The 24,545-nt window shown below is 43.4% G+C and carries 25 protein-coding genes; 15 read left to right on the top strand and 10 right to left on the bottom strand.

Annotated elements, in window-relative coordinates:
- Positions 1 to 71: 71 nt before the first annotated feature.
- Positions 72 to 1,001 carry a formyltetrahydrofolate deformylase gene (gene purU, locus AK822_RS11495; protein WP_087945720.1) on the top strand — a complete coding sequence of 310 codons (930 nt, stop codon included), beginning with the start codon at positions 72 to 74 and terminating at the stop codon, positions 999 to 1,001.
- A 123-nt stretch (positions 1,002 to 1,124) separates the two neighbouring features.
- Here purU and AK822_RS11490 read toward each other — a convergent pair whose 3' ends face one another.
- A complete protein-coding gene (locus tag AK822_RS11490; RefSeq protein ID WP_055124689.1) occupies positions 1,125 to 1,916 on the bottom strand; it encodes a cytochrome C assembly family protein in 792 nt (263 codons plus the stop codon).
- Between the two features lie 472 nt (positions 1,917 to 2,388).
- Here AK822_RS11490 and ffh point away from each other — a divergent pair, with 472 nt between their 5' ends.
- The 7 genes from ffh to AK822_RS11455 all read left to right on the top strand — a co-directional run bounded on the left by ffh (position 2,389) and on the right by AK822_RS11455 (position 8,815).
- Positions 2,389 to 3,939 carry a signal recognition particle protein gene (gene ffh, locus AK822_RS11485; RefSeq protein WP_060491742.1) on the top strand — a complete coding sequence of 517 codons (1,551 nt, stop codon included), beginning with the start codon at positions 2,389 to 2,391 and terminating at the stop codon, positions 3,937 to 3,939.
- Positions 3,940 to 4,143: 204 nt separating this feature from the next.
- Positions 4,144 to 4,827 carry a tRNA (adenosine(37)-N6)-threonylcarbamoyltransferase complex dimerization subunit type 1 TsaB gene (gene tsaB, locus AK822_RS11480; RefSeq protein WP_060492298.1) on the top strand — a complete coding sequence of 228 codons (684 nt, stop codon included), beginning with the start codon at positions 4,144 to 4,146 and terminating at the stop codon, positions 4,825 to 4,827.
- Positions 4,828 to 4,923: 96 nt separating this feature from the next.
- Complete coding sequence (locus AK822_RS11475; RefSeq protein ID WP_060491741.1) at positions 4,924 to 5,766, top strand: undecaprenyl-diphosphate phosphatase; 843 nt, start codon at positions 4,924 to 4,926, stop codon at positions 5,764 to 5,766.
- Positions 5,767 to 5,814: 48 nt separating this feature from the next.
- On the top strand, positions 5,815 to 6,735 hold the full coding sequence (locus AK822_RS11470) for a class I SAM-dependent methyltransferase (RefSeq protein ID WP_060491740.1): 921 nt from the start codon (positions 5,815 to 5,817) through the stop codon (positions 6,733 to 6,735).
- A gap of 145 nt (positions 6,736 to 6,880) precedes the next feature.
- Positions 6,881 to 7,123 (top strand): hypothetical protein, encoded by a 243-nt coding sequence (locus AK822_RS11465; RefSeq protein WP_060491739.1) that lies wholly within the window; start codon positions 6,881 to 6,883, stop codon positions 7,121 to 7,123.
- Positions 7,124 to 7,230: 107 nt separating this feature from the next.
- A complete protein-coding gene (gene ubiA / locus AK822_RS11460) occupies positions 7,231 to 8,148 on the top strand; it encodes a 4-hydroxybenzoate octaprenyltransferase (RefSeq protein ID WP_060491738.1) in 918 nt (305 codons plus the stop codon).
- A complete protein-coding gene (locus AK822_RS11455) occupies positions 8,141 to 8,815 on the top strand; it encodes a DUF4112 domain-containing protein (protein ID WP_060491737.1) in 675 nt (224 codons plus the stop codon). Before ubiA ends, AK822_RS11455 begins: the two co-directional genes overlap by 8 nt.
- Before the next feature lie 118 nt (positions 8,816 to 8,933).
- Here the strand turns inward: AK822_RS11455 and AK822_RS11450 are convergent, their stop codons facing one another.
- Positions 8,934 to 9,563, bottom strand: coding sequence for a hypothetical protein (locus AK822_RS11450; protein WP_228139022.1), 630 nt, complete (start codon positions 9,561 to 9,563; stop codon positions 8,934 to 8,936).
- Positions 9,564 to 9,691: 128 nt separating this feature from the next.
- Positions 9,692 to 10,324, bottom strand: a complete 633-nt coding sequence (locus AK822_RS11445; protein WP_060491736.1) for a hypothetical protein — start codon at positions 10,322 to 10,324, stop codon at positions 9,692 to 9,694.
- 195 nt (positions 10,325 to 10,519) lie between these two features.
- Here AK822_RS11445 and yiaA point away from each other — a divergent pair, with 195 nt between their 5' ends.
- Positions 10,520 to 11,077, top strand: a complete 558-nt coding sequence (gene yiaA, locus AK822_RS11440) for an inner membrane protein YiaA (RefSeq protein ID WP_055124683.1) — start codon at positions 10,520 to 10,522, stop codon at positions 11,075 to 11,077.
- Between the two features lie 17 nt (positions 11,078 to 11,094).
- Here yiaA and mnmC read toward each other — a convergent pair whose 3' ends face one another.
- From mnmC to ispZ, 4 genes are all read right to left on the bottom strand, one after another.
- Positions 11,095 to 13,266, bottom strand: a complete 2,172-nt coding sequence (gene mnmC / locus AK822_RS11435; RefSeq protein WP_087945644.1) for an FAD-dependent 5-carboxymethylaminomethyl-2-thiouridine(34) oxidoreductase MnmC1 — start codon at positions 13,264 to 13,266, stop codon at positions 11,095 to 11,097.
- A gap of 44 nt (positions 13,267 to 13,310) precedes the next feature.
- Positions 13,311 to 13,685 carry an SH3 domain-containing protein gene (locus AK822_RS11430; RefSeq protein ID WP_227676030.1) on the bottom strand — a complete coding sequence of 125 codons (375 nt, stop codon included), beginning with the start codon at positions 13,683 to 13,685 and terminating at the stop codon, positions 13,311 to 13,313.
- Positions 13,686 to 13,747: 62 nt separating this feature from the next.
- Positions 13,748 to 14,077, bottom strand: a complete 330-nt coding sequence (locus tag AK822_RS11425; RefSeq protein WP_060491735.1) for a YciI family protein — start codon at positions 14,075 to 14,077, stop codon at positions 13,748 to 13,750.
- Positions 14,078 to 14,225: 148 nt separating this feature from the next.
- Positions 14,226 to 14,777: a septation protein IspZ gene (gene ispZ, locus AK822_RS11420; protein ID WP_045444273.1), complete on the bottom strand. Its 552-nt coding sequence runs from the start codon at positions 14,775 to 14,777 to the stop codon at positions 14,226 to 14,228.
- A 222-nt stretch (positions 14,778 to 14,999) separates the two neighbouring features.
- Between ispZ and AK822_RS11415 the strand changes: the two genes are divergently transcribed.
- Together AK822_RS11415 and AK822_RS11410 are read left to right on the top strand one after the other, a co-directional pair.
- The gene (locus AK822_RS11415) at positions 15,000 to 15,881 is read left to right on the top strand and encodes a PHP domain-containing protein (RefSeq protein WP_060491734.1); all 882 of its coding nucleotides are present in this window, start codon (positions 15,000 to 15,002) and stop codon (positions 15,879 to 15,881) included.
- Positions 15,882 to 16,243: 362 nt separating this feature from the next.
- Positions 16,244 to 17,701, top strand: coding sequence for a GGDEF domain-containing protein (locus tag AK822_RS11410; RefSeq protein WP_087945643.1), 1,458 nt, complete (start codon positions 16,244 to 16,246; stop codon positions 17,699 to 17,701).
- Positions 17,702 to 17,733: 32 nt separating this feature from the next.
- On the opposite strand, the gene truD is transcribed toward AK822_RS11410, so the two are convergent.
- Complete coding sequence (gene truD, locus AK822_RS11405) at positions 17,734 to 19,020, bottom strand: tRNA pseudouridine(13) synthase TruD (RefSeq protein ID WP_416202327.1); 1,287 nt, start codon at positions 19,018 to 19,020, stop codon at positions 17,734 to 17,736.
- 267 nt (positions 19,021 to 19,287) lie between these two features.
- Between truD and AK822_RS11400 the strand changes: the two genes are divergently transcribed.
- Both AK822_RS11400 and AK822_RS11395 read left to right on the top strand, forming a co-directional pair.
- Complete coding sequence (locus AK822_RS11400) at positions 19,288 to 20,940, top strand: FAD-dependent oxidoreductase (protein WP_060491733.1); 1,653 nt, start codon at positions 19,288 to 19,290, stop codon at positions 20,938 to 20,940.
- Positions 20,941 to 21,031: 91 nt separating this feature from the next.
- Complete coding sequence (locus AK822_RS11395) at positions 21,032 to 21,655, top strand: GNAT family N-acetyltransferase (RefSeq protein ID WP_060491732.1); 624 nt, start codon at positions 21,032 to 21,034, stop codon at positions 21,653 to 21,655.
- A 30-nt stretch (positions 21,656 to 21,685) separates the two neighbouring features.
- On the opposite strand, the gene AK822_RS11390 is transcribed toward AK822_RS11395, so the two are convergent.
- Positions 21,686 to 21,847, bottom strand: a complete 162-nt coding sequence (locus AK822_RS11390; protein ID WP_227676031.1) for a hypothetical protein — start codon at positions 21,845 to 21,847, stop codon at positions 21,686 to 21,688.
- 247 nt (positions 21,848 to 22,094) lie between these two features.
- On the opposite strand from AK822_RS11390, the gene AK822_RS11385 reads away from it, so the two are divergent.
- Together AK822_RS11385 and AK822_RS11380 are read left to right on the top strand one after the other, a co-directional pair.
- Positions 22,095 to 22,463: a hypothetical protein gene (locus tag AK822_RS11385; RefSeq protein WP_060491731.1), complete on the top strand. Its 369-nt coding sequence runs from the start codon at positions 22,095 to 22,097 to the stop codon at positions 22,461 to 22,463.
- A gap of 84 nt (positions 22,464 to 22,547) precedes the next feature.
- Positions 22,548 to 23,009 (top strand): DUF2846 domain-containing protein, encoded by a 462-nt coding sequence (locus AK822_RS11380; RefSeq protein WP_060491730.1) that lies wholly within the window; start codon positions 22,548 to 22,550, stop codon positions 23,007 to 23,009.
- Positions 23,010 to 23,088: 79 nt separating this feature from the next.
- Here the strand turns inward: AK822_RS11380 and gorA are convergent, their stop codons facing one another.
- On the bottom strand, positions 23,089 to 24,444 hold the full coding sequence (gene gorA / locus AK822_RS11375) for a glutathione-disulfide reductase (protein WP_060491729.1): 1,356 nt from the start codon (positions 24,442 to 24,444) through the stop codon (positions 23,089 to 23,091).
- Positions 24,445 to 24,545 lie beyond the last annotated feature (101 nt).

The following is a 24,545-nucleotide window of genomic DNA, read 5'->3' as shown; positions in this document are numbered from 1 at the left end:
ATAGTCGGTTTCCTATGCTAATGACCGTATTGAAAGTCAGTAGCAAGTTTAATTTTTTGATTGGGCGCACTATGTCAGACACTGCAACGATTACTTCAGCAAAAAACTCATCTCATAAACTATCTAATAACCTGTCTAATAAGACGACAATCGATACTGCCACGCTATTGATTAAATGCCGTGATCAAGCCGGTATTGTCCAAGCGGTATCTGAGTTTATCCATCGCTATGGCGCTAATATCATCACTCTCGATCAGTATTCAACTGCTCATGAGGGTGGTCAATATTTTATGCGTTTAGAGTTTGCTTTGGCAGGATTGAGCGAGATTATTGAGAATTTTGAAGCCAGCTTTGGGCATACGGTAGCCAAGCGCCATAACATGGCTTGGCGTTTACATGCTAATGCGATCAAGACGAAAGTTGGCATTTTAGTGTCGAAGTTTGATCATGCATTGCTGGATTTGTTATGGCGACATCAGCGCGGTTTACTTGATTGCGAGATTACCTCTGTCGTTAGTAATCACGAAGACTTGCGCCAATCGGTAGAGAACTTCGGTATTACTTTCCATCATGTGCCAGTGACCAAGGACAATAAAGCTGAGGCAGAAGAGCAGATTCATACGCTGATGGAAGGTAATGATTTGCTAGTGTTGGCGCGTTATATGCAGATATTGTCGTCTGATTTTGTCAAGCGTTGGCCGATGCAAGTCATCAATATTCACCATTCATTTTTGCCTGCATTTGTGGGAGCTGACCCTTATCGTCAAGCTTATGATAAAGGTGTGAAACTCATCGGCGCGACCGCGCATTACGTCACCGCTGAGCTTGATCAAGGTCCTATCATTGAGCAAGATGTACACCGAGTCACTCACCGTCAAGGTGTGACGGAGCTGCGCGCTATTGGTCGTGATATCGAGCGTAATGTCTTGGCACGCGCTGTGAACTGGCATGTACAAAACCGCGTGATTGTAGCGGGTAATAAAACCGTGGTTTTTAATTAGCCTTTAATTAGAGCGATTTTAAATTGAGAAGTGCTGGTTAACAGAAGGTTAAAAAAAGCCGTGAGTATTATTCATTAATACTCACGGCTTTTTTCTGGACCTATTGCTATTGCAGCGCTGATTTTATATCAGCATCTCTAACACAAACTTGCTGCCCACAAAGCCAATGGCTAATAGGATAAAAGCATAGATAGTCATATTGGCGGCACGTTTGCCCCGCCATCCAGCACGCCAGTTACCGACCAGTAGCGCCCCAAACAATAACCAAGACAGAAGGCTAAACACGGTCTTATGCACAATATGCTGCGCCATCAAATCCTCTACATAGATAAAGCCAATGCCCAATGCGATACTTAGTAGGACAAAACCGACCAATAGCATATCGAATAATAGACTCTCCATACTTTGTAGTGACGGTAGTTTATTCACCCAAAAACGATGAATAGAGTGGTGCTTGAGTTCGCGTATTTGTAGGCGTAAAAATAGCGCTTGCACCGCTGCCATCAGCAGCACACAATAGGCGGCAAGTGATAGTAATATATGAGCTTCAAGCCCAATACTGATATTTGTAATGGGTTGATAAGGCGCACGGCCAATATAGCCAATTGTCAACCCTACCAATGCTGTTGGCGCTGCCAGTATGCCCAGACTGACAATAGGGCGATATAAACAAAATAAAAAATAGAAGAACAAAAAGAACAAGCTGATTAGGCTAATGATATTAAAAAGATTGAAGTTTAGCCCGTAAAGCGTCACAACATAAGGATAAAGTAGCGCCGCATGCGCGAGCATGCCGACCATCAATAATCCCAAGCTGATGCCTTTATGGATAGGCTTATCCCGAGTCAGTGCCCAACTAAGGTAAGCGCTGACTAAGATATAGGCTAGGCTAGCAAGTAAGAATGCAAAGTGCACAGATAGAATGCCTCATCTCATACTGAGCGTAAAATAGCCGCTCAATTTAATGCTAAAGTGGTATTATCGGAATGATTAGAATAATCGTCCAATTTATCATAAAATGGGTGCCAATTGAGCACCAACTTGCTTATTCCTTATAAATGCTTGGCCAAGTTTGCTTGAATAAGCGCTCATATGCCTAGCTTATAAAGCGATTGTCTATAAGTCATAAAGCGCTGCGCTAAGCTTTGGTAATGCTGTATTTGCAAAATCATTATAATTTTGGCGTCGTCTTGGTGCTATAGTGTTGATAATAGACTATTTTTTATCATTGTTTTTATGAAGATACGATTAAATAATTTACAGTATTCCCTAATAATATTTATCCGCCATTTAAGCTGAAGCCAGTTTCACTAAGTATTGTTTTAAGTAAGCATTATTTTAAGTAAATATTGTTTTCACCAAGAATTATTTTAACTGAGAGTTATTTATGTTTGATACCTTAACAGAACGCTTATCGTCGAGCCTGCGCAATATCGTCGGTACTGGGCAGTTGACCGAAGACAACATCAAAGATACCCTGCGTGAAGTGCGTATGGCGCTACTAGAAGCCGACGTCGCGCTACCCGTCACCCGTGACTTTGTGAAGCGCGTCAAAGAGCAAGCGCTTGGTGCGGAAGTGCTCAAAGAGTTGGCACCGGGGCAAGCCTTTGTCAAAATCGTCCATGACGAACTGACCGAAATGATGGGCAGTGCCAATCAGCAGCTTGAGATGACGGGTAAGCCACCAGTTGTTTATTTACTGGCTGGTTTGCAAGGTGCAGGTAAAACCACGACGGCCGGTAAATTGGCGAAGTTTTTACAAGAGCGTCATAAGAAAAAGGTGATGCTAGTATCCGCTGACGTCTATCGTCCAGCGGCGATTGCTCAGCTTGAGCAAGTGGCAGGTCAAGTGAATGCCAAGTTTGTTAATTCAAGTAGCGACGAAAATCCGATTGATATTGCCTTACGTGCTATCGAAGAAGCAAAGATTCAGTACCAAGATATTTTGATTATTGATACCGCTGGTCGTCTGGCTATCGATGAGACTATGATGGCTGAGATTAAGGCGTTAACTGCAGCGGTCAATCCTTCTGAAACGCTATTTGTCGTCGATGCGATGACGGGTCAAGATGCGGCAAATACCGCCAAAGCCTTTAATGATGCGCTGCCATTAACAGGTGTCATCTTAACCAAAACTGACGGTGATGCGCGCGGCGGTGCGGCACTTTCTGTACGTGCGATTACTGGCAAACCGATTAAGTTTTTAGGTCGCGGTGAAAAATTAGACGCGTTAGAGCTGTTCCATCCTGAACGTATCGCTCAACGTATACTTGGTATGGGTGACGTACTGAGTTTGGTCGAAGAAGTTGAACAAAAAATCGACCGTGATAAAGCCGAAAAAATGGCGAAAAAGATGCAAAAGGGCGGTGATTTCGACCTTGAGGATCTATTGACCCAGTTTCAGCAAATGAAAAGCATGGGCGGCATGGCAGGCTTCTTAGATAAGATGCCAGGTATGGGCGGCTCGGATATGCAAAAAGCGGTCGAAGATGCTAAGCCAGAAGAAAAAGTACGTGAGATGGAAGCGTTGATTAATTCGATGACGCCATTTGAGCGTAAAAATCCCGATAAAATTAACCCAAGCCGCAAGCGCCGTATTGCCGCAGGTTCTGGTCGTGAGATTCAAGACGTCAATCGTTTGCTTAAACAACACAAACAAATGGCAAAAATGATGAAAATGATTTCCAAGCCTGAAGGCATCAGTAAAATGATGAAATCGATGCAAGGGTTGATGGGTGGCGGCGGTGCTGGTGGCGGCGGTGGCGGTCCTTTATTTGGTGGTGGCGGTCAGCAAGGCGGCGTCAAGGATGTGAATCCACAACAAATGACTAAGCAGATGGGTCTGGATCCAAACAACATGCCAAGCACCGAAGAGATGCAAAAACAAATGCAGGAAATGCAGAATCAAGCGCCAAAAAAGTTTAAAACCCGTTTTTAATTGATAGATGCTTAGATTGCTATAGTATTGAATTCTTAATGAAAACCCCAAGGTGTAAGTCGCTTTGGGGTTTTTTATGCCTGTCATGTTCCCATAAATATTGATGGATTAAGTATGAAAATTTAGAAATTAATAAAATTTGCCTATCCTAAATGCTATGATAGGCGCTGTTTTATAATGCTAAGTCAATAGGCCGAGGTTATGATGTTTTTAGCAATGGATACCGTGTTTGATCAGTGTTCGATCGCGATTTTAGATGCCAGTGGTCAAGTGCTATCGAGTCATACGGAGACGGGTAAACGCCAGCAAACCCAGCAAATTCTGCCAATGATTGACGCCGCTTTGTCCGAGGCTAAGCTCAACCTTGCTGATTTACAAGCCTTGATATTTAACCGTGGTCCTGGTGCCTTTAGTGGCATACGGATTAATACGGCAGTAGTACAAGCATTGTCTGTCGCCCATGATATTCCTTGTGTAGGAGTCTCAAGCCTACAAGCGATTGCGCAAGCGGCGTATCAAAAATATGGTGTGACCGAAGTGTATAGCGCCCTTGATGCGCGTATGCAGCAAGTTTATTTTGGGCAATATGTGCTAATAGACAACCTTATGCAGGCGGTTAAGCAAGAAAATGGCGAAGATACCGAGCAGTTGCTCGATTATGACAGCCAGACAGTGCTTAATATTCCCATTGCTGGCAATGGTGCGCCGTTATTAACATTACATGACGGTCAGATCATTCAGGCAGATATTCACCCTGACGCTACTGTGATAGGGCAGCTTGGTATTGCTCAATTTAGGGCGACAGGCGGCACAGAAGCCTCGCAAGCTTTACCAAAGTATCTTCGCAACCAAGCATGGAAAACGCTCAAAGAGCAAGGTAAGGCGTAACCATCATATTAATGCTAGCCATTATCAGTGCTATATAAAATATAAAAATACTCTAAAACACTATTAGCCAATAGATCCATATTTAGGAAAGCCATCGTGGATATCATTTTATTAATTCAAGCTGTTATCATGGGTATCGTTGAAGGTATCACTGAATTTTTACCCATCTCTAGCACTGGCTACTTGATTTTATCAGCGGATTTGATGGGCTTTTGGACCAAAGAAAAAGTCGATTTATTTGTGGTAGTGGTGCAGCTTGGCGCTATCTTAGCGGTCATTTATGATTACTGGGACAGACTATGGCAAGCGCTTATGGGTCTGCTGACAGGCAAAGCTGAAGGCATGAGTAATCCACGCCAGCTAGGACTTAGCTTGATTGTGGCGACTATTCCAGTGATGATCGTTGGCTTCACCTTCGCTGATGAGATTAAATCATATTTATTTAATCCCATCGTCGTGGCCATTATGCTGATTATCGGTGGTTTATTGATATTCTATGTAGAAAATCGCCCGAAAACGATTATTGCGCAAGAAGCAGAAGACGTCGGCCTAAAAACCGCGTTGATGATTGGTCTGCTGCAATGTCTGGCATTGATACCGGGAACATCACGCTCAGGCGCGACAATTATCGGCGCGCTATGGCTCGGCGTCTCACGTAAAGCTTCCGCTGAATTTTCTTTCTTTTTGGGTATTCCAGTCATCGTGGGCGCGGCATTATTGGATTTGCTAAAGCATCATGACGTATTAACCAATAGCGAGGATTGGCTGGTATTAGGTATAGGTACGGTGGTGTCATTTATCGTCGCCTTACTCTGTATCCGTTTGCTAGTAGAATGGGTCAGTCGTCGCGATTTTAAAATATTTGCGTGGTTACGCATTATTACTGGCATCATTGTATTAATAGCGGCTTGGGGTTTCGGTTATCAAATGGCAGGCTAGAGCCGATTGTAGGATTGGGTCTAGCCTGCCGCGAATAGGAAAGTAGAGATGACTGCTTCACGCCAAGGGTTCAAACAGAGTAGTAACATTATGCACTGCCAACTATACTATGTCAGCGAGTCGCAGCATAGTCAGGTTGCAGATATACAAGCGTTGATCATTGCACATCAGCTGCCCATTATTTTACACCTTGAGCTGTTTACCGATAAGCTTAGTCAAAAACGGCGCCAGCAGTTAAGCCAGACAGCTACCCAACCTATATTGTTGTTGGATGAAAAAAACAAGCTATCATGGCTGAGCGATGGGTTAAGCGTTGCACCAGAATGGGATAAGCTGCAACGCCGTGTGGTGAGTGCGGGGCGTAAGTCTGAGTTATTATTACAAGCAGTCAAAATCACATCTGACAGTCATGTTATCGATGCCACAGCAGGCTTTGGTCATGACAGCTTGATATTAGCCAGTACGGGCGCACAGGTCATTATGCTCGAGCAACAGCCCTTGATGGCATTGTTATTGTTAGTAGAACAGCAGCGTATGAGTGTGCTAGCAAATTGGCAAAAGCTGATGAGCCGTCTGCATATTATCAATACCGATGCGCTTGGCTATTTTGCAACTCTAGCAGCGGATGCGATAGATGACACTAAAGAAATCGATATGAAAGCAGTCGATGTGGTGTATCTGGATCCTATGTTTCCGGAAGACAGTTACCAAGATAGCAAAACGGGTAAAGGCGCTAAAGTGGGCAAGCATATGCAAGCCTTACACCAATTGGCTAGCCCACCAACGCTAGAACAAGAAGAACAGTTGCTACAAAGTGCGCAAGCAGTCATCCGTCAAAAGGGACAGAACACAAACATACAGGGGCGCGTGGTCGTTAAGCGTCCGCAATTTGCACCGTTACTTGCGCATCAACAACCAAGTGAGAGCTGGCATAACGAAGCCGTACGCTTTGATGGTTATTTTGTTTAATAGCCGTTTCTCATCATAATAAATGCGCCTAGCGATTGAACTTAGCTGTTGAACTAAGTTATTTGACTCAGTTATTGAGCTTAGAGCGCGCAGTTAGCAACTCCATATTTGTAAAATTGAGAGTGATTAGATTTAGGAGAAGGGAATGTCGACGCTAATTATTTGGATCATGGGTGCAGGATTATTATTAATAAATATCATTTTGCGCACCCGAATATTAAGGTTGGAAGCCCGTTTAAAAGAGTTCAGTCGTCCTGAAGATTATGTGGCATTTTTGCGTCAACAAGCCGCACCAAAAGACAAAATCCCTGCCATTAAAGCCTTACGCAAACAATATCCTGAGCTGTCGCTCATCGAGGCCAACAAATTGTGGCAGCAAATTCAGTAGCTCGCCAATGTATTAATAATTCAATGTAATAGCACTTCATATAAGAGCTGCCGAAAAAGTAGGCAAACACGCACAAAAAAACCTTCTATTAATGATAATAAAAAGCCATGACATTTAACGACAAACTACAAGCTTACCTGCAGCTGACGCGCTTTGATAAACCAGTAGGTATTGAGCTATTATTATGGCCAACGCTATGGGGCGTAATGCTGGCGGCGATGGGTCAAGCGCAACAGCAAGGTTCAAGTGCAGCTCTACCAAGTCTTAAGATGTTGGTGATTTTTGCGCTTGGCGCAATTTTTATGCGGGCGGCAGGTTGCGCGATCAATGATTTTGCCGATCGTAAGGTCGATGGTCATGTGACCCGCACCAAAGGCCGTCCATTAGCTGATGGGCGTCTGTCTGCTAAAGAAGCAGTCGCTGCTTTTTTAGTATTGGTATTACTCAGTGCCAGTTTGCTGTTCTTTTTGCCGATAGCCGTATTTTACTGGTCGCTTGGCGCAGCGTTATTGGCATTCATTTATCCATTTATGAAGCGTTTTACCCATTTGCCGCAAGTATTTTTAGCAGCGGCGTTTGGTTGGGCGATACCGATGGCGTATGTGGCGATACAAGGCGCGCCTGATATATGGTGTTGGCTGTTATTTGTCGCTTATATGTGTTGGACCGTGGCTTATGATACCCAGTATGCTATGGCTGACCGTGAAGATGATTTAAAAATTGGGGTCAAATCAACGGCGATATTATTTGGTCGCTATGATGTGATTATTATCTCGCTGCTACAAACATTGTTTTTGCTTATTATGGGCGCGGTCATTTGGCATTACTTTGCACCGACAAGCTTAGGCCTGACGCCAGTATTTGGCTTGGCGTTAGTTGCGATGATGTTTGCTAAGCAAAATAGCGCTTGTGCTACTCGTAATGCAAGAGCCTGTTTTCAGGCGTTTTTAGCCAATATATGGGTAGGGCGTTACGTCTTTGCTCTCATTGCAATCGCTTGTCTATGGACGACTTTAAATGGATAATTTCAAAAAGCTCTCAAAGTCAAAAGCGAAAAAATCTTCTGATGCCAATGCACCTGTCATCGATTATCAAGCAAAGCTAGCTGAGCATGGATTAACACGCGAACAAGTGATCGCCACCGAGCGTAAATTGGCTAAGTTTGCTAATACGATGGATTCGCTGGTACGTGTGCCTTTTACCAAACAAGGCATGGGTGCAGATGCGGCGCTTTCGACGATTCCGCTGGCAGGAGATTTAGCGGGACTGGCTTTAACCAGCTATGCTTTTGTATTAGGGCGTCAGCTGGGAGTACCAGCGCATAAAATGACGCCTGCGGTCAGACTGGCACTCATTGATATGGTCGTTGGTATCGTACCGGGTATTGGCACGCTGCTCGATATTTTTATTCGCCCCAGTCGTAAGACTTTAGGCATCGTGCATGAGCATCTGCACGATGAATATGGTATTACTGAAACGATGCACATGGATCGGCCGTTTTTGCATCAATCGCTAGAAGACAAACAGCGTAGCCGTTTTGGCGCTTTTTGGCACAATCCTATCATTGCATGGCTGTATTTGCACATTCCCGATCTGTTGGGATTGATCGTTATTGTGGTGGTTGGTTGGGGACTGTGGGCAGTAATCAGTTGGCTGGTCAGTCTGTTTGGCAAAGTAACTGGATTTGGCTAGAGAAAAGTTAATAGCATTAAAAAGGCGGCAAATATCATAAATATTTGTCGCCTTTTTAATGCTCAAGAGATTTTTTTATGTAACTTTTTAAAGGTGCTAAGCTGTATTTTTTAATCAATTACTCAGTGATGACTTCTGCTTCGGCACTGACTGCATCAAAGCTAGTAATTTTGTTATTTTGGACAAGGTCGATAGTACCACCACCAGCATGACTGACCAGCTCGATGCTGCCATCGCTTGATCGATAAGTCGGGTTATTGCCTTGACCTTCAGGTGCACTTAGTGTCATTTTTGGTTTATTAGGTAGGCTAATGATAGCGTTGAGTACGCCTGCTGCCGAGGTTTCAAAAACGACCGAGAGTGATTCACCAGCCGCATTTTTATAACGGACATCAGTAATTTGCGCGCCTTTAATGGCTTGTTCTGGATTTGGTGCTATGGCAGTATTGTTTGCTACCGAGTCTGTTGCACCAAGGTCATTTTCTAGCTTAGTTAAGCTTACATCTTGTTCTGAGCTTACTTCAGAATTTGCGATATCATCACCATTATCAGCGGTCGTATCAACATTAATATTGCTAGTCACGGGTGTGGTTTGTACTGCCGCTTCAGAGATTGTTTCGTTATCTGTCTCAGGCTCTGGTGTTTTTTGGCAAGCACTCAATAGTGAGAGACTTAAAAAAATAGCAGAAATCGCCTGAAAATAGGGTTTTGATTTTGCAATTGTAAGAGCATCGATTTTCATAATCATACGGCTACCCATTGGCAGAGTTTTTGTTTAAATATAGTGAACGACGTAGAATTATTTAACCCTCAAAGTCAAATATGACCGTCATCTGCTATTGTTATCAATTTCTTGCTTATTATCTACAGGCATTATTATTTCAGTTTTAGGTTGTCGGCTGCCATACCGCTTTCTTTATACACGTCATCTAAGTATCGACGGCTGGCAAGTAGCTTGTCTACAACGCCACTTTGGCTTTGGATATTGAGCTTTTGAGAAAAGTCTAAAATCGAGTTTAATTGATCTAATACCATGTCATAGCTGGTATTTTGTTTGTCGGTATCGATAATGACTGTTTTGGCATAATGTTGATCGAGGCTAAGGTAGTCGCCAATCAATTCTGGAACACGTGTGGTGATGAGTTTATTGAGAGTAAATAGCTGTGATTCAGTGATTTCTTCATGATGGGTAGACTCATATTGTTGTCCAATATCGTCCATCACAGATCGAAACGTCTTAGGTACTTGCTCGTCATAAAGTAGCTTGATAAAAGGATGTCGAGCTGAAAAGTTAATCATGCTGAGCCCGTTAGCTCGCTCATGATTTACCTCGTTGTTTACAGTCATACCTGCTTTAGACTGGGTAGCGACAAGATTTGCAGAAGCCAAGTATTCTTGATGCCGCTGTATAGAAGCAATCTGTGTGTGCTTAGACTTTTCTTTCATCACAAAAAATATGGGCACAATAACAATTAGGCTAAGCAAAATGAGTAAGGTAAAAAAAGACATGTCGTGACTCTGTCATAAAAAATGCTATTTATTAAAAAAATGTTTTTAGATTACAATATAACATGCTTGTGTTATGTTAAGGCAAAATAGCGGTCGATAAAAGTTGTATCTCGCTACTGTTTATCTCGCTATTATGTACCTTACCACTATATATCTTACGACTAAGTGCTTGCCTATTTCTAATTAAGGAAGATGATGAATAATGACACGATTACGAAGAGTCAGTTAGCCGCTTATAAACCAACTACTGCTTACGTCGGGACTTCTTGGGCGGTGATGTTGGTGGGTGTCCTAGCGTATTTACTTGGCTTATGGAATGCACAGAGTATGTTATTAAATGAAAAAGGCTATTATATAGCAGTGCTGGCGCTAGGTCTTTATTCAGCAATTAGTTTGCAAAAAACCCTTCGTGATCGTAGTGAAGGTATCCCAACAACCAATATGTATTATCTAATCAGCTGGGCGGCTCTTGGATTATCCATTGCGCTAATCGCGATTGGTTTGATGAATGCGGGAAGTTTAAGCTTAAGTGAAAAAGGATTTTATATGATGGCATTTACCATGAGTTTATTTGCTGCAGTGACCATCCAAAAAAACACCCGTGACGAAGCACAGATTCGCACTTTAACTGCACCAATGATTACGACTGATACTCAAAGTAGTACTAAAATTGGTCATCAAGAGTCCCGCGACTCTGACACTGGAAAATCACTTTTTGGCGCGGTTAAATCTAGAATGGAAGGCAGTGATTAAACCTTTGACTAAAAATCTCAAGTAAGCGGTGTTTGTAAACGCGTACGATTTGGCGACAGGCGCGCAAGCATCGCTGTTGATAAGGGGGCAAATGTTCCTAACATCATATCTGTTAGCGCTTCAGCACATATTGGTGCGATGGCATACCCCTTAGCTCCCATGGCACTCATCACCCAAGTTCGTTTGCTGTCTGCTAACGCTCCAACGATAGGATGGTAATCAGGCGTTTGCGTACGAATCCCCACCCGTCCTTGCCACAAACTAATATCTGTTGGAATAATCGAGTCCATCTCAGGAATGGCAGTCACTAGTTTGTCGCGGCTAATCTGATGCTCTTCTGTGCGGATATCTATGTCGGTATCATTGCGTATAAAGCTTGCGCCTAATAAAAACTGAGAGTGCTGTTCTACAACATCGTTCAATTGTGCATCGCCTGTTTGCGCGGTAAATAACGCACAGTAACCGCTGTATTTAAGCGGTATTTTGGGCAATATGGTGAGCTGCTCGGTTGTGGGCGTAAACCAAGAAAGCTGACCGCGAATTTTACGACAATCAAAAATACGCTTGTCCAGTTGATGACTCTCAAAAGCTGCGCAAATGACCACATTATCAGCGCTAATGGATATCGTCTGCTTATCCTGATTATTGCCCTCGATACAAACACTTTCTTCTGTTTCGCTAATACTCTTTACCTCTACTTGCTGAAAGTGGATGAGCGGATGCATTAGGATAGTATCTTTTAATGCTTGTGGATTGACCAAGCCAGACTGTGGTAAATACAAGTTCTCTGATAAATCTTGTGTTTTTAACCCGCTGACAGTTTGCGCCTGCTCATGGGATAGTGTGGTGGCCATCTCATCGGGATAATCAGCGATTTGCTCTGTGCCAATATTGGCTTTCATAAGTAGATCAAGAGCGCCCGTTGGTTCAAGTATTGGCACAAATTCTAATTTTTCAGCGTCTACATTTAGGCATCGATATAGCCTGCTGCTATAGAGATAGCCTATGGTATGCAAATGTTCGTCGACATGATGAATGGGCGTCATCTTGGGGGCAAGTAGGGCGCGAGGGTTGCCTGATGCGCCCGCCAAAGGTGCTGATTTATCTAGCAAAGTCACTTGAATACCACGATTGGCCAGTGACCAAGCCGTTAATAGCCCCGAAACGCCAGCGCCAATGACAATGCTATGGGCGGGCAGGTTGTCAGTGGGTTTGGCAGATTGGCTATCGTTGTCGGGCGCGGCGGTGCTAGCATTATTGTAAAAGGTGATGTCTTTATTGTAAGAGGTGATGTCTTTACTATTGGTGTCTTTACTATTGTCAGTTAAATTTATGGTATCTAGCATGACCGCCGTTAGCATTTCGTTCTTACGACCAAAGCCTTTCACTTTTTTAATCTGAAAGCCACAATCTTGCAGCGCACGTTTGACGATGCCGGCACAGCTATAGGTGGCGGCAGTTGTATTGGGTCGTGATAAACGCTGTATTTGTGCAAAAATACTATCCGCCCACAATGTACTATTGCAAGAGGGCGCAAAACCATCTAAAAACCAAGCGTCAACATAAGGTGCATGCAAGCTAGAAGAGTTATTTGCCAGTTTGGCTAAGCTCTCAGCAGCGTCACCCAACCATATATCAAAAGTCAAATTATCATCAAAGAAACTCAAACGATGACAGCCCGCGATAAGAGGCGGATAGGCCGCTAATAATAGCTCAATCAGTGTTGTCAATTCAGGCGCGCGCTGTCCCCATAAGGCAAGTATTTGGGTAAGGTCGGTAAGGGGTATCGGGAACTTTTCAGTGGTAATAAAATGCAGTTTTGCAGTTGCTAATTGAGGGTGTATATCTCGCAGCTGTCGCCATAGCTGCCATGTAGCGAGAAAATTCAGTCCAGTACCAAAGCCCAATTCAGCAACCGTAAAGCATTGCTTTGGTGCAAGATTGGTCAGTCGTTCAGGCAATTGATTGTGCGCCAAAAACACATGACGCGATTCCGCTAAACCATCAGCATTTGAGAAGTAAACATCACCAAACTCACCCGATACAGGCACTTTATTACCCGTATCATCCATCTGCCAATCAATCTTGGCAGGGGTGATATTTGATGAGTGAATGCTTAGTGACTGAGTGTTTTTAGAGGGTGTCGACGATGTATCAGTATCTTTTGATTCGAACATGGATTTAGACATAGACAGTCACATAAGATAAATCAATAAAAAGCGCGTGGTACTAGTTACCAGCGTTCACGGCGGACAAACACCAACCAAGAAATAAAAATACCGACCAGTAAGCTAATTAACACAGTAAATGCACCGTATAAAAAAAGCTGACCTTTGCTCTCGTAGACCAAAACATTCACTTGAGTTTGCAAGTCATTCAACTCGCGCTGCAACTGTGCATTACGGCTTAATAGCTGCTGATTGGCATCGGATAACGCTTTATCAGATGGTTGTAATTGCGCCGCCAATGTATCGCTGATATTCATCACTGAGTTTTTTGTTGGTTGAGCGGTCGATATTGGTTGAGCTGGCACGGGTGTCGTGAGTGTTGGATCAGCCACATCGATAGCTGTCACCGTCGGCGCAGCCTGTGCTGAAACAGTAGCCATAAAAATCATACTAACAATGCTACGCTGATAAGAGCGACTTTTTAACAAAGATAGGCACTGAATCACGATTTTGCTACTTTAGCTGATGCGCTGTCATCCGCTTTTGGCAATGTATGGATAAAGGGTTTGATATCTACGTGACTGTACACGCCATCACGTAAGTAAGGCTCATCATTCGCCCATGATTGCGCTGCTTCTGCAGAGTCAAAGTCAGCAATAATTAAGCTGCCTGACATCTCATCTTTGCCATGCTCGATAGGTGTTGGACCAGCGATAATCAGTCGATTGTCATGATCTAAAGCTTGCAAGCGTTCGACATGTTCAGCGCGGGTAATCTGACGTTGTGCGCTGCTATTGGCCACGTCATGACCAATAATGGCAAATAAGGACATGAGACTTCCTCGATTAATAAAAATTATGATTAATTTAAAGTGTTTTGCTTAATGCGCCTGAGCTAATTGCGATTAATGATTGTCGCTATTGGCATTTAGAAATAGCATTGGCTTTATTATAAAATGATAGAAAATGATAAATTGAGTATTATTTGACGGTTTTATCCGTGAGCGCAGGGTTGAGGTGCTTTTTTAATACGGCAAACTGGGCGATGACGAACACCAACATAATCGGAATCCAGCCATAAGTTTTAAAGTTAATCCATGCCTCATCTGACATCGTAAACGCTGTGATATAATGCAGTATGCCCATAAAGGCGAAGAATAGTGCCCAAGCGAGAGTGAGTTTTTTCCAACCACTCATCGTTAGCAAAAAAACATCTTTCATCGCCAGTTGCATCAGTGGCTTATTAATCGCAGCACTGACTAAAAGTGTTAGTGCAAAGATACCGTTGATAATGGGTGACTTCCAACGCAGATAGATATCATCACGCAATAATAAAGTACCACCACAAAACAAAATGGTTAATAGTAAGACAACCCATTGCTGTTTATCAAAAGTGCCTTTTTGGCGAATAAAATGAATGGCATAAACAATGATAGTGGCGATGAGCAACGCACCTGCCCCCGCTAAGATACCGCTGTAGCGAGCAGCAATGAAAAAGGCAATTAAGGGAATAAAGTCTAATAAAGCTTTCATAGCAAAGGGGATGTCCGACAAAAACGTATGGGGTAGTTTACACGTCTACTGCGCCAAAAAAAAGCAATCAACACGATAATCATGCTATATCACAGGCCTGCGTAGCAATATCTCATGATTATGACTCATAATCATGACAACTGCCAAATATAACGGCTTATTGGCAATGTGCTCATTTTTTTATTTTCTACACTTTTAATTTTTAATGCTAAGGCTTCTCTTATGAAATTCGATTTACATTGTCACAGCACTTGCTCTGATGGTACTTATGCACCAACGGAAGTAGTGCAGCGCGCCCATGCGGCCGGCGTCAATGTATTGGCATTGACCGATCACGATACGCTGGCAGGAATTGATGAGGCGCGTGAGGCTGCCATTGCCTGCGATATGCAGCTGATTAATGGGGTCGAGATAAGCTGTGAGCACACACTTATTGGTGGGTATGGCAAAAATAAATCAACCAATAAAATCATCCATGTGCTGGGGTTAGATTTTACCGATCGCGAAAAAATGCATGCAACGCTGCAGCAATTACAGGATAGCCGTGCCACGCGTGGTCAGCGAATCACTGAAAAACTCAGCGCGCTATTGGATATTAACTATGATGAGCTGTGGCAAGCCGTACTTGATAAAGCTGGCGGCAATCCACAAGCGGTCGGGCGCGCGCATATTGGTCAAGTATTGTTTGAGCGCGGTGAAGTCAAGACAGTACAAAAAGCCTTTGATAAGTATTTGGCAGATAATAAGCCTGCTTATGTGGCGATTGATGCACTGAGCATGGCTGATGGCATTGAGCTGATCCATGCTTGTGGTGGCAAGGCGGTGTTGGCGCATCCCACGCGCTATCAGCTTTCAGCAACACGAGTCCGTAAACTGATTGAAGAGTTTGCTGGTCTTGGTGGCGATGCTTGTGAGCTGCCGTCGAATAGCGAACCGGTTAGTACTCGCAGAATGGTCGATCGCAGTATCGCTGCCCACAATCTTGTCGCCTCGATCGGCAGTGACTTTCATGGTAGCAATATGCCGTGGCGTCGTTTGGGTGATGTACCGACAATGAACCCTGAGCAGCAGGGAGTTTGGCAGTCTTTTGCAATGTTTTCGTAGCCAAGAATTCATTGCTGAGTACAGTTTTGAATGTTAACTCAGCTGAAATATCAATTGACAGGTTATCCAAAAATCATGCGTCATATGTTGACGCATGAAGGCACTAAATAGATTGATAACTGCGACAGAAATTGCCACACTAGATAAGTGGGATTTATTTTTAAAAATGAAATCGTCGATGTTAACTCCCATTTAGTTTAAAAAATGTAGTACCGACACTCGCATTCTTATCTACTTAAGTTTTTGGGAATGGTATAAGGTAAAAAGTCATATCATTTATTATTGTTGATTCAGGCTTTTGATTTTTATTTAATGGTTTTAATGTCGACTTAATAACTTTCAATATTTGCGGTAGCCCTACTATGGCTGTATCGATATCTCATCTAGGCTACACCAAGCTATCTCAAGCAATTTTTGAGTGGCAAGCTGCTGATAAAACGTCATTACTGGCTTTATTTATGGTGATGGAGGTATCTTTACACTGGCTATGGTGTTTATTTGTTTGGTGGCGCCGCGATGTTTATGACACCTATGTCGATATAGCCCTGCTTTATCCACTATGGTTCGGCGTGACACTGGTAGCTTTGTTTTTATTATGGATGACCAGTCGTTTTTCACCTGTCAAAAAAGCCAATAGCAATCTGTATAAATGGCAAGGCATACTAATTACGGTTTATAGTGCCTATATTGCAATGGTTATTTTAGTTTTAGGTCATAGTAGCTTGGTCGCGGGCGTCTCTTTAGTCGGCGGTGCGATATTAGGGATGATGCTTATACGTCGGCGCTATGTATGGAGAGCGTTTTTAGGGCACGCAGCCGTCATTCTGGCAGTCACATTTATTCCTTATCTTGGCGTTACTTTACCCAATCTGCGTCAAATGACGCTCACGGTCATTCCTCTTGATACCTATTATAGTTATATCAATTATAGTGAAATTACGACAATCGAAAACGCCATCTCTGCCTCTATTTTTCAAAATGGCACGCTAAATTGGGACAGTGTTGATCAATTGCGCCGATCTTCCGCTTTTTTTTGGCGTTCTACACATATTTATATGGCGCTACCAAAAGCTATTTTTATTATCTATATGTTTCGTACTTTGTTACTAATATTAGATGATAGTAAAAAGGAAATTCTGCAGCATGCCAATCAAGATGAGCTAACCCAACTCAAAAGTCGCCGTTACGGGATGATGCAAATGAAGCAGGTGCTGAAGTCAGTAGAAGACCATCAAGATATCAGCGTTATTTTATTGGATTTGGATTGGTTTAAAGAGGTCAATGATAGTTACGGTCATGAGATCGGGGATCGAGTATTGGTAGAGGTCGCGCAGACGCTCTTGCAGTCTTTAACTGATGAAACAATCGTGAGTCGCTATGGCGGTGAGGAGTTTTTGATTGTATTGCCAGATACGAAGCACGACACAGCTATGATAATTGCTGAACAATTACGGCGTGTTATCGCCAAACACGTCATCATTCTCGATGACGATACAACCTTTAGTGTGACTGCCAGCTTGGGGCTATATACACTAACCCATGGTGAGCGTAATTGTATAAAACAAGCCTGCGAAACTCTGAATAAAAAGGATGCCTCGCAGTCGCTTGCTAAACCGCAGAGAATCCCCTCGTATAGTAGCAAACGCGTGAATCTTAAAATTCCCGCAGTGCAGCTACCTCACGATATTTGCCAGCGCTTAATTTGTATGGCAGATAAGGCTTTGTATGAAGCCAAAGGCCGTGGCCGTGATCAAGTGGTGAGTGCCAACGAGATGTTGGCCGCAAAAAATAATAATATTGAAGCGCTTTATGGCACATAGCTAACTGCCATAGTCGAAGGGTCAACTACGCTTTAGTATATTAATTGTTTTACTAAGCTTGCCAAGACACTGGTGGCAAAGCTACCTGTCGTTAACGTAAAGCTCAGCACCAATGTCTGTTCATTATCCTTATCCTGCCATTCCCAAGACAGCGCTTCAATAGGTAGGCGCAGCGCGCGTCGCTGTGCTTTTACATCGCGCTGCTCTAAACCATTGGCTAAGCGAGCCAGTAGCGGATTTTGCTGAATCACATTTTTCTCAATATTCGCTGCCATGCCACTGACTTTATCATTATCCTTGCCCCATAATGCAGCAGTGGGATGGATATCACCCGTCTCAAGGCGTGCACGCAACGTGTCATCTATGGCTTCGCTAGTAAATATTGACCCTGAACCCTCTAAGTTAAACACTTCGCCTGCCAGCCCAGTATTCCAGCTGCCATCACGCACTCGTACTGCCAATATCTCATTGAAAATTAAGCTACGTGCGGCAGACAGCTCCATTGTATTCTGCTCACGTGGCGCGTGCTTGCGTTTGCTCTTTTTGGGTTGTGCTCGACTTTGCTGTAGTGGACGCGCAAACAGTGATAATGCTTCTCTAATATTATTGCCATTTCGTCCAAAACGCTGAGGGCCAAAATAATTGGGCACGCCATTTATAGCGATGCTTGATAAATGCTGTTTGACATCTTGCTTCGCCGACAATAATTGCTCAGGTGCTGGCAATGCTGTATCAAAATCAGCAAATTGGATATCACGCAAGGTAATGATGAATTGATTGGCGCGATGCGTGCCGCGATTGAGCTTTTTGTTGTGCCATTGCTGGTCGATGATCGTGACCGATTCATTGGCTCCGATATCGACTGGTGCAAACTCAGCAGCTGGCAGTTGTTTTTTTGGGATTCGCAAGCTAAACCACTGGGTTGTCAATGCATGGCGATCTTTAAGACCTGAATAACCAACATCGCGCAGAGGAATCTCTGCCCACTCTGACAGCAGTTTGGCAAGATAAGCGGTATTCATCCCTGATTTTTGGATATGCAGCCATAAATGCTCACCTTCACCGGTGAATTCGAGCGGCAATAGCTCATTAACGATGAAATCAGTTACGTTGGCTTTATAGGTTGCTTGCTGTACAGGTGGTTGAAGAGGCTGCGGTAACTGCGCAGTATCCGTCGCTACGGTAATATCGATACTGGCCATATCAAACTGCTCATTATTAAACGACCCATTAGCAGGTAACTCGTTATCAGGTTGAGTGCTTTCAAGAGCGGATTGAGGGCTAGCATTAATATCGGTCATGTCATCACGAGAAGTCATAAAGTCGTCTTTTATTTTGAGGATAAGATTTAAAAAAATAGGTAAGCATAGGGATTAACAGTTAACGATTACGTTTTGCAACGCAGGAAACATACAAAAAAAACAGCGTGTGCGAAAGTGTCTTGCTACTATCAATGGATAGCGTTTTAAAAAAGCATTTAAATAAACGTATCGAGAATGGTATTTTTCGTTGAAATTGGCTGATGCGATAGGGTTATTTTCAACACGTTTGATTCAGGGAACCATTATAACTGTTAAGGAAGACTTATGACCAATGCAACGATTGACACAGTGACTATTAATAAGGCTGATATTGCCAATGGCGGTATGAAATCGTACAAGCAAGATGATGATAGTATCATTTTAATTACCCGTGACGACGATGAGTTTCAGGCGTTCGATGGTAAATGCCCGCACGCAGGCGCAGATTTAGGCACAGGATTACGCTGTGGCAATCGCGTGGTCTGTCCTTGGCATCATGCGACTTTTGATAGCCGCGATGGTACTCTGTTAGAGCCAGTCGCGACAGAAGGTTTGACTCAATACGAAGTGACCGATAATGGCGACAGCTTGACGGTGAATACCTCAGCGAAGATAGACAAAAAGATTGCAAATGATAAGCTTATCGATACACACACCCTTATCGTGGGCGGCGGTGCGGCTGGTTTCATGACAGCGCATCAGCTACGTAACACTGGCTATGGTGGCAAAATCACCTTGATTAGTGCTGATAACAAAGCCCCTTATAACCGTCCGTTATTGTCCAAAGCATTTTTAGCTGGCAATATGCCTGAAGAGAAGCTTCTACTAGGCGGTGCAGATTGGGCGAGCAAACACGATATTAGTTTGCGCTTGAATCAAACCGTCAGCGAAGTATTGCCTAATGAACGTACCATTATCATTAAAGATAAAACTGGTCATAGTGACAGACAAACTGCTGATTTTTTAGTGGTTGCAACAGGCGCTGAGCCAAAGGTTCCTCCTTTTAAAGGGGCAGAGCTTGATGGCGTTTATACGCTGCGTAGTATGGATGATGCCAAATTGATAAAAGCGGCCAGTCACGATCAGCGTGTGGTGATTGTCGGTACTGGCTTTATCGGTATGGAGGTCGCTTACGCATTGGCACAAGCAGGCACGACGGCTTCTATTACCGTCATCGGACAAGATCATCGGGTAATGGGAAATATCGTCTCCGAAACCGTCAGTAATGCGCTGATCAAGCTGCATGAGGATAATGGCATTCAGTTTGTTTTTGATGCCAGGGTCAATGAAATCACTGAGGTCAAAAGGGTTGTTAATCCGTCTGAGAATGAAGAAGAAAACCAAACCTTTTCACAAGTGGGCGGTGTCACGCTGGCGAATGGTGAGCAAGTTGATGCAGACATCGTGATTTTGGGGACTGGCGTAGCACCACGTATAGAACTATTTGAAGAAGTAAACGCGCCAGATGGCGTGCAAGTGGATGAGCATTTACAGCTACGCGATGGGGTTTATGCATTGGGCGATATTGCGAAAGCTTCTGGACAAATGGGACGCATGCGCATCGAACATTGGCGGGTGGCCTTGCAGCATGGTTTAGTCACTGCTGCCACTATCTTAAACGACTCCAATGTCAACTCACTAGCCGCGCGCATTCCTTTCTTTTGGACGATGCAATATGGTAAGAGCCTACGCTATAGTGGTCATGCCACGACACCTGATAATAATATCTTGTTTGGTTCACTAGATACGTTAGATTATATCGAATACTACTTTGATGATGACGGGGAAGACACACGTGCTAGTGCGGCTAGCACTTTAGGGCGTGATAAAGAATTGGTTGCCTTTTCTGAACTGCTCCGCCGTGGTCATGCGCCAACGCGTGCACAGCTTAAGGCAGGATTTAATATTATCGACCAAGCACAGGTGTTATCGCCCTAGTACTCAAGATGGATACATATTACTATTAAGGCTGACCTATCGATTTGGGTCAGTTTTTTTTAATACAAACAGGGAAAGGAAAAATTATAATATGAATAAAAATATTATAGATAAAAATAACTCGGAGAGAGAGTCCGTGTTTTTGCGACAAGCGCAAGCCGATGATATTAGTGCACTTGAGCAATTATTAAATCGCTGTTATCGCGAGACCGCAGGTTGGACCAATGAGGCGGATTTAATTGGTGGTATTCGAACCACGTCAGCCGAGCTCGCTGCCGTAATTAATGACCCTAATCACTATTACTTTGTCTATCCAAAAACGACAACGGGTGACCGTGATGGAGAGGAAACGGGTGAGATACTTGGTTGTATCGCTGTCGATATCAAAACCGATGCTGATTCAAACAACAAAGCCTATATCGGTATGTTTGCGGTAGATCCAGAGCTGCAGGGGCATGGCGTTGGCAATGTGATTTTGCAAGCGGCAGAAACCTTTGCTACTCGTCATCTACAGTCAGATGGGCAAGCAGCAGCTAAAAACACTGCGCGTTTGACCATGTCTATCTTAAGTCATCGTCCTGAGCTGTTGGCTTACTATCAGCGCCGAGGTTATGAGTTAAATGGTAATAAAATGCCATTTCCAAATGACGGTAATAATGGCGAGCCAAAGCGTGAAGATTTAGAATTATTGGAGTTGGAAAAAATAGTTCATTAAAGAATATTGAATGTTTAAAGGCTGATTTTATCAACCCCAAAAATGACCAAAGGTCATAAATAGCCCAACACTTAGCAGTATAAATGCCACGATAATTAAGCGCTTGAACCAGTTAAAAGCGGGCAAGCGCGTGGCATTGTCATCAGACATCAGATAAGCAAACAAAAATAACAAACTTGCTGCCAAGGTCATAATTCCCAGACCAATCGGTAATATAAAAAAGTACACCTGCCACACAGTTATCTCGCAACGGTTTTGAATACCACATCATAGCAGTATCGTGAATGCACTGTCAGTATACACCGCACGTTAATTCCTTCATCTCATTAAATTATTAAAGCTATTCATCATAAATCCAAACTTGTATTCTAAAATTAAGTTGGGTATTTAGAAGTAATTCTGTATAGTGAAGTAACATTATAGATACATTGAGATTGAGATGACTAATCTGAAAAAACTGGCAGCCATAGCATTACTAACACCGCTATTTGTCGCATGCTCTAATGCACCTTCTGAAAGCACGGTTGAAGCGTTAATCGAGGCACAATACGAGCAAGCCAATAGTATGATGGACGATGCGATGGCGAACGCAGGCAATGATGAGATGGCAAAGGCGATGAGCGGCATGATGGAGGGTATGATGCCAAAGCTTGAACGCGTCGAGAATATCAACTGTGATACTGTTGATGGCGACAATACTTATATGTGTACCGCTGATATCACTCAGACAATCGCGGGGGAGAGCCGCACTAACAAGACCAATTTCAAAGTTTATCAAGTGAACGATGAATGGGTATTAGGTAATTAAAGCAGAGCTATGTTTTTTAAAGTTACTCATAACAAAATCATCAGAACTTTCAAATCACATTCACTTTATTCTTAGAGAGATAAAATGCTAAAAAAAATCGCTTTTCTAACGATTACATCAATACTATTTGCCGGTTGTGCTTCTGTACCCACTGAAAATATCGAAGTATCTAGCGTACTCAAGCAAGTGAAAGCACCTAGTGCCAACAATGCTGGTCTATATATTTATCGTAGCAATAGTGTGGTGGGTGGGGCTCTAAAGAAAGATGTGTGGGTAGATGATGAATGTATTGGTGAAACTGCACGGGGCACTTTTTTCTATCATGAAGTACTGGGCAATATGCAGCACAAAGTTTCTACCGAATCTGAATTTTCTCCTAACGATTTAATGATTGATACTACAGCGGGTAATAACTACTTTGTAAAACAATATATTAAGCCAGGTTTAATTGTTGGTGGTGCGGGTGTTAAACTGGTACCTGAAAGTGAAGGCAGGGAAGCAATCGCTGACCTCAAACTCGGCATAAAAGGGACTTGTAGCAAGTAGTGCAAGTCATTATCTATAAAGAAAGGCTACCTCATTAAGGGTAGCCTTTCTACTAATTTAACCCAGTCTTTCTATCAAACTAGCGCATTGTCACAAACTCTTCTGATCCAGTTGGGTGAATGGCAACCGTATTGTCAAAGTCCGCTTTAGTCGCGCCCATTTTGATGGCGACGGCAAAGCCCTGAATCATCTCATCAACACCAAAGCCAAGACCGTGTAGACCAATGACTTTTTCCTCATCGCCCAAGCATACCAGTTTCATCATACACTTCTGACGATGCTGGGTCACCGCGCTATACATCGAGGTAAAGGTCGATTTATAACATTTGATATTTTCTTTGCCATAGCGCTCAACCGCGTCGATTTCAGACAAGCCAATCGTACCAATAGCAGGATGGGTAAAGATAACCGTCGGTATCAACGTATAGTCCAAATGCTCATTAGGTTTGTTGTTAAACAAGCGCTCGGATAAGCGGCGACCGGCGGCAATAGCTACTGGCGTCAAATCCACACTGTTTTCGATAATATCGCCGACCGCATAGATGTTCTTAACATTGGTATTTTGAAACTTATCGACTTTAATTTTGCCAAACTTGGTCGTCTCTACCCCTGTCACTTGCAGGTTGATATTGTCTATCGATGGCGCACGACCGATCGCCCAAATCAAGCAATCTGTCGTGTCTAAGCTGCCATTTTCAGTACACAAAGTCAGGCTGCCATCTTCGTTTTTATTGACTTCCGTGAGCGTGGTATTGGTATGCAATTGAATACCGTCTTGCTCCATCTCTATCAGCAACGCCTCTACCACACTGTGATCAAATGAGCGCAGCGGCGAGTGCTGGCGTACATACAGATGCACCTCAGCGCCTAAACTGTTCAACACGCCTGCGATTTCAACAGCGATATATCCTGCTCCCACAATTGCCACGCGTTTTGGCAAATGATTCAACGCAAAAAAGCCGTCAGAGTCGATGCCGTATTCTGCGCCCTTGATATCTGGCTGAATCGGGTGACCGCCTGTGGCAATCAAAATATGGTCAGCGGTAATCAGCTCACCATTCACTTCTACGGTATTGGTATTGACAAATTTGGCAAAGCCTTTGATCACTTCTACGCCATTTTTGGCCAAATTATTATCATAAGAGCGATGAATGTTTTCGATATATTGTTGACGGCTCTGCACCAGTTTTTGAAAGTCAAAACCTTTAACATCCACATCAAAGCCATAATCTGGCGCATATTTATGAATCGCCTCGGCAATTTGCGCGCCATACCACATCACTTTTTTGGGAACGCAGCCCAAATTCACACAAGTGCCGCCCAGTTGGTTGGCTTCGATAATGGCACATTTTTTGCCATAGCTCGCCGCACGGTTGATTGAAGCAATGCCACCGCTACCGCCGCCAATGGCGATATAGTCATAATGTTTTGTCATGGTTAAGTCTCTTTATTCAGGACGTATTGATGCGTATTGGTGCAATTTTGCCGTCTATTATTTTTTAATTCTGTTGCTTTGAACTCTATTGTAATGGGTAT

The organism is Psychrobacter sp. P11F6, from assembly GCF_001435295.1.
Taxonomy (GTDB): Bacteria; Pseudomonadota; Gammaproteobacteria; order Pseudomonadales; family Moraxellaceae; genus Psychrobacter.
Note: the sequence above shows the minus strand (reverse complement) of the source record. Positions and strands in the feature narration are given on the sequence as shown.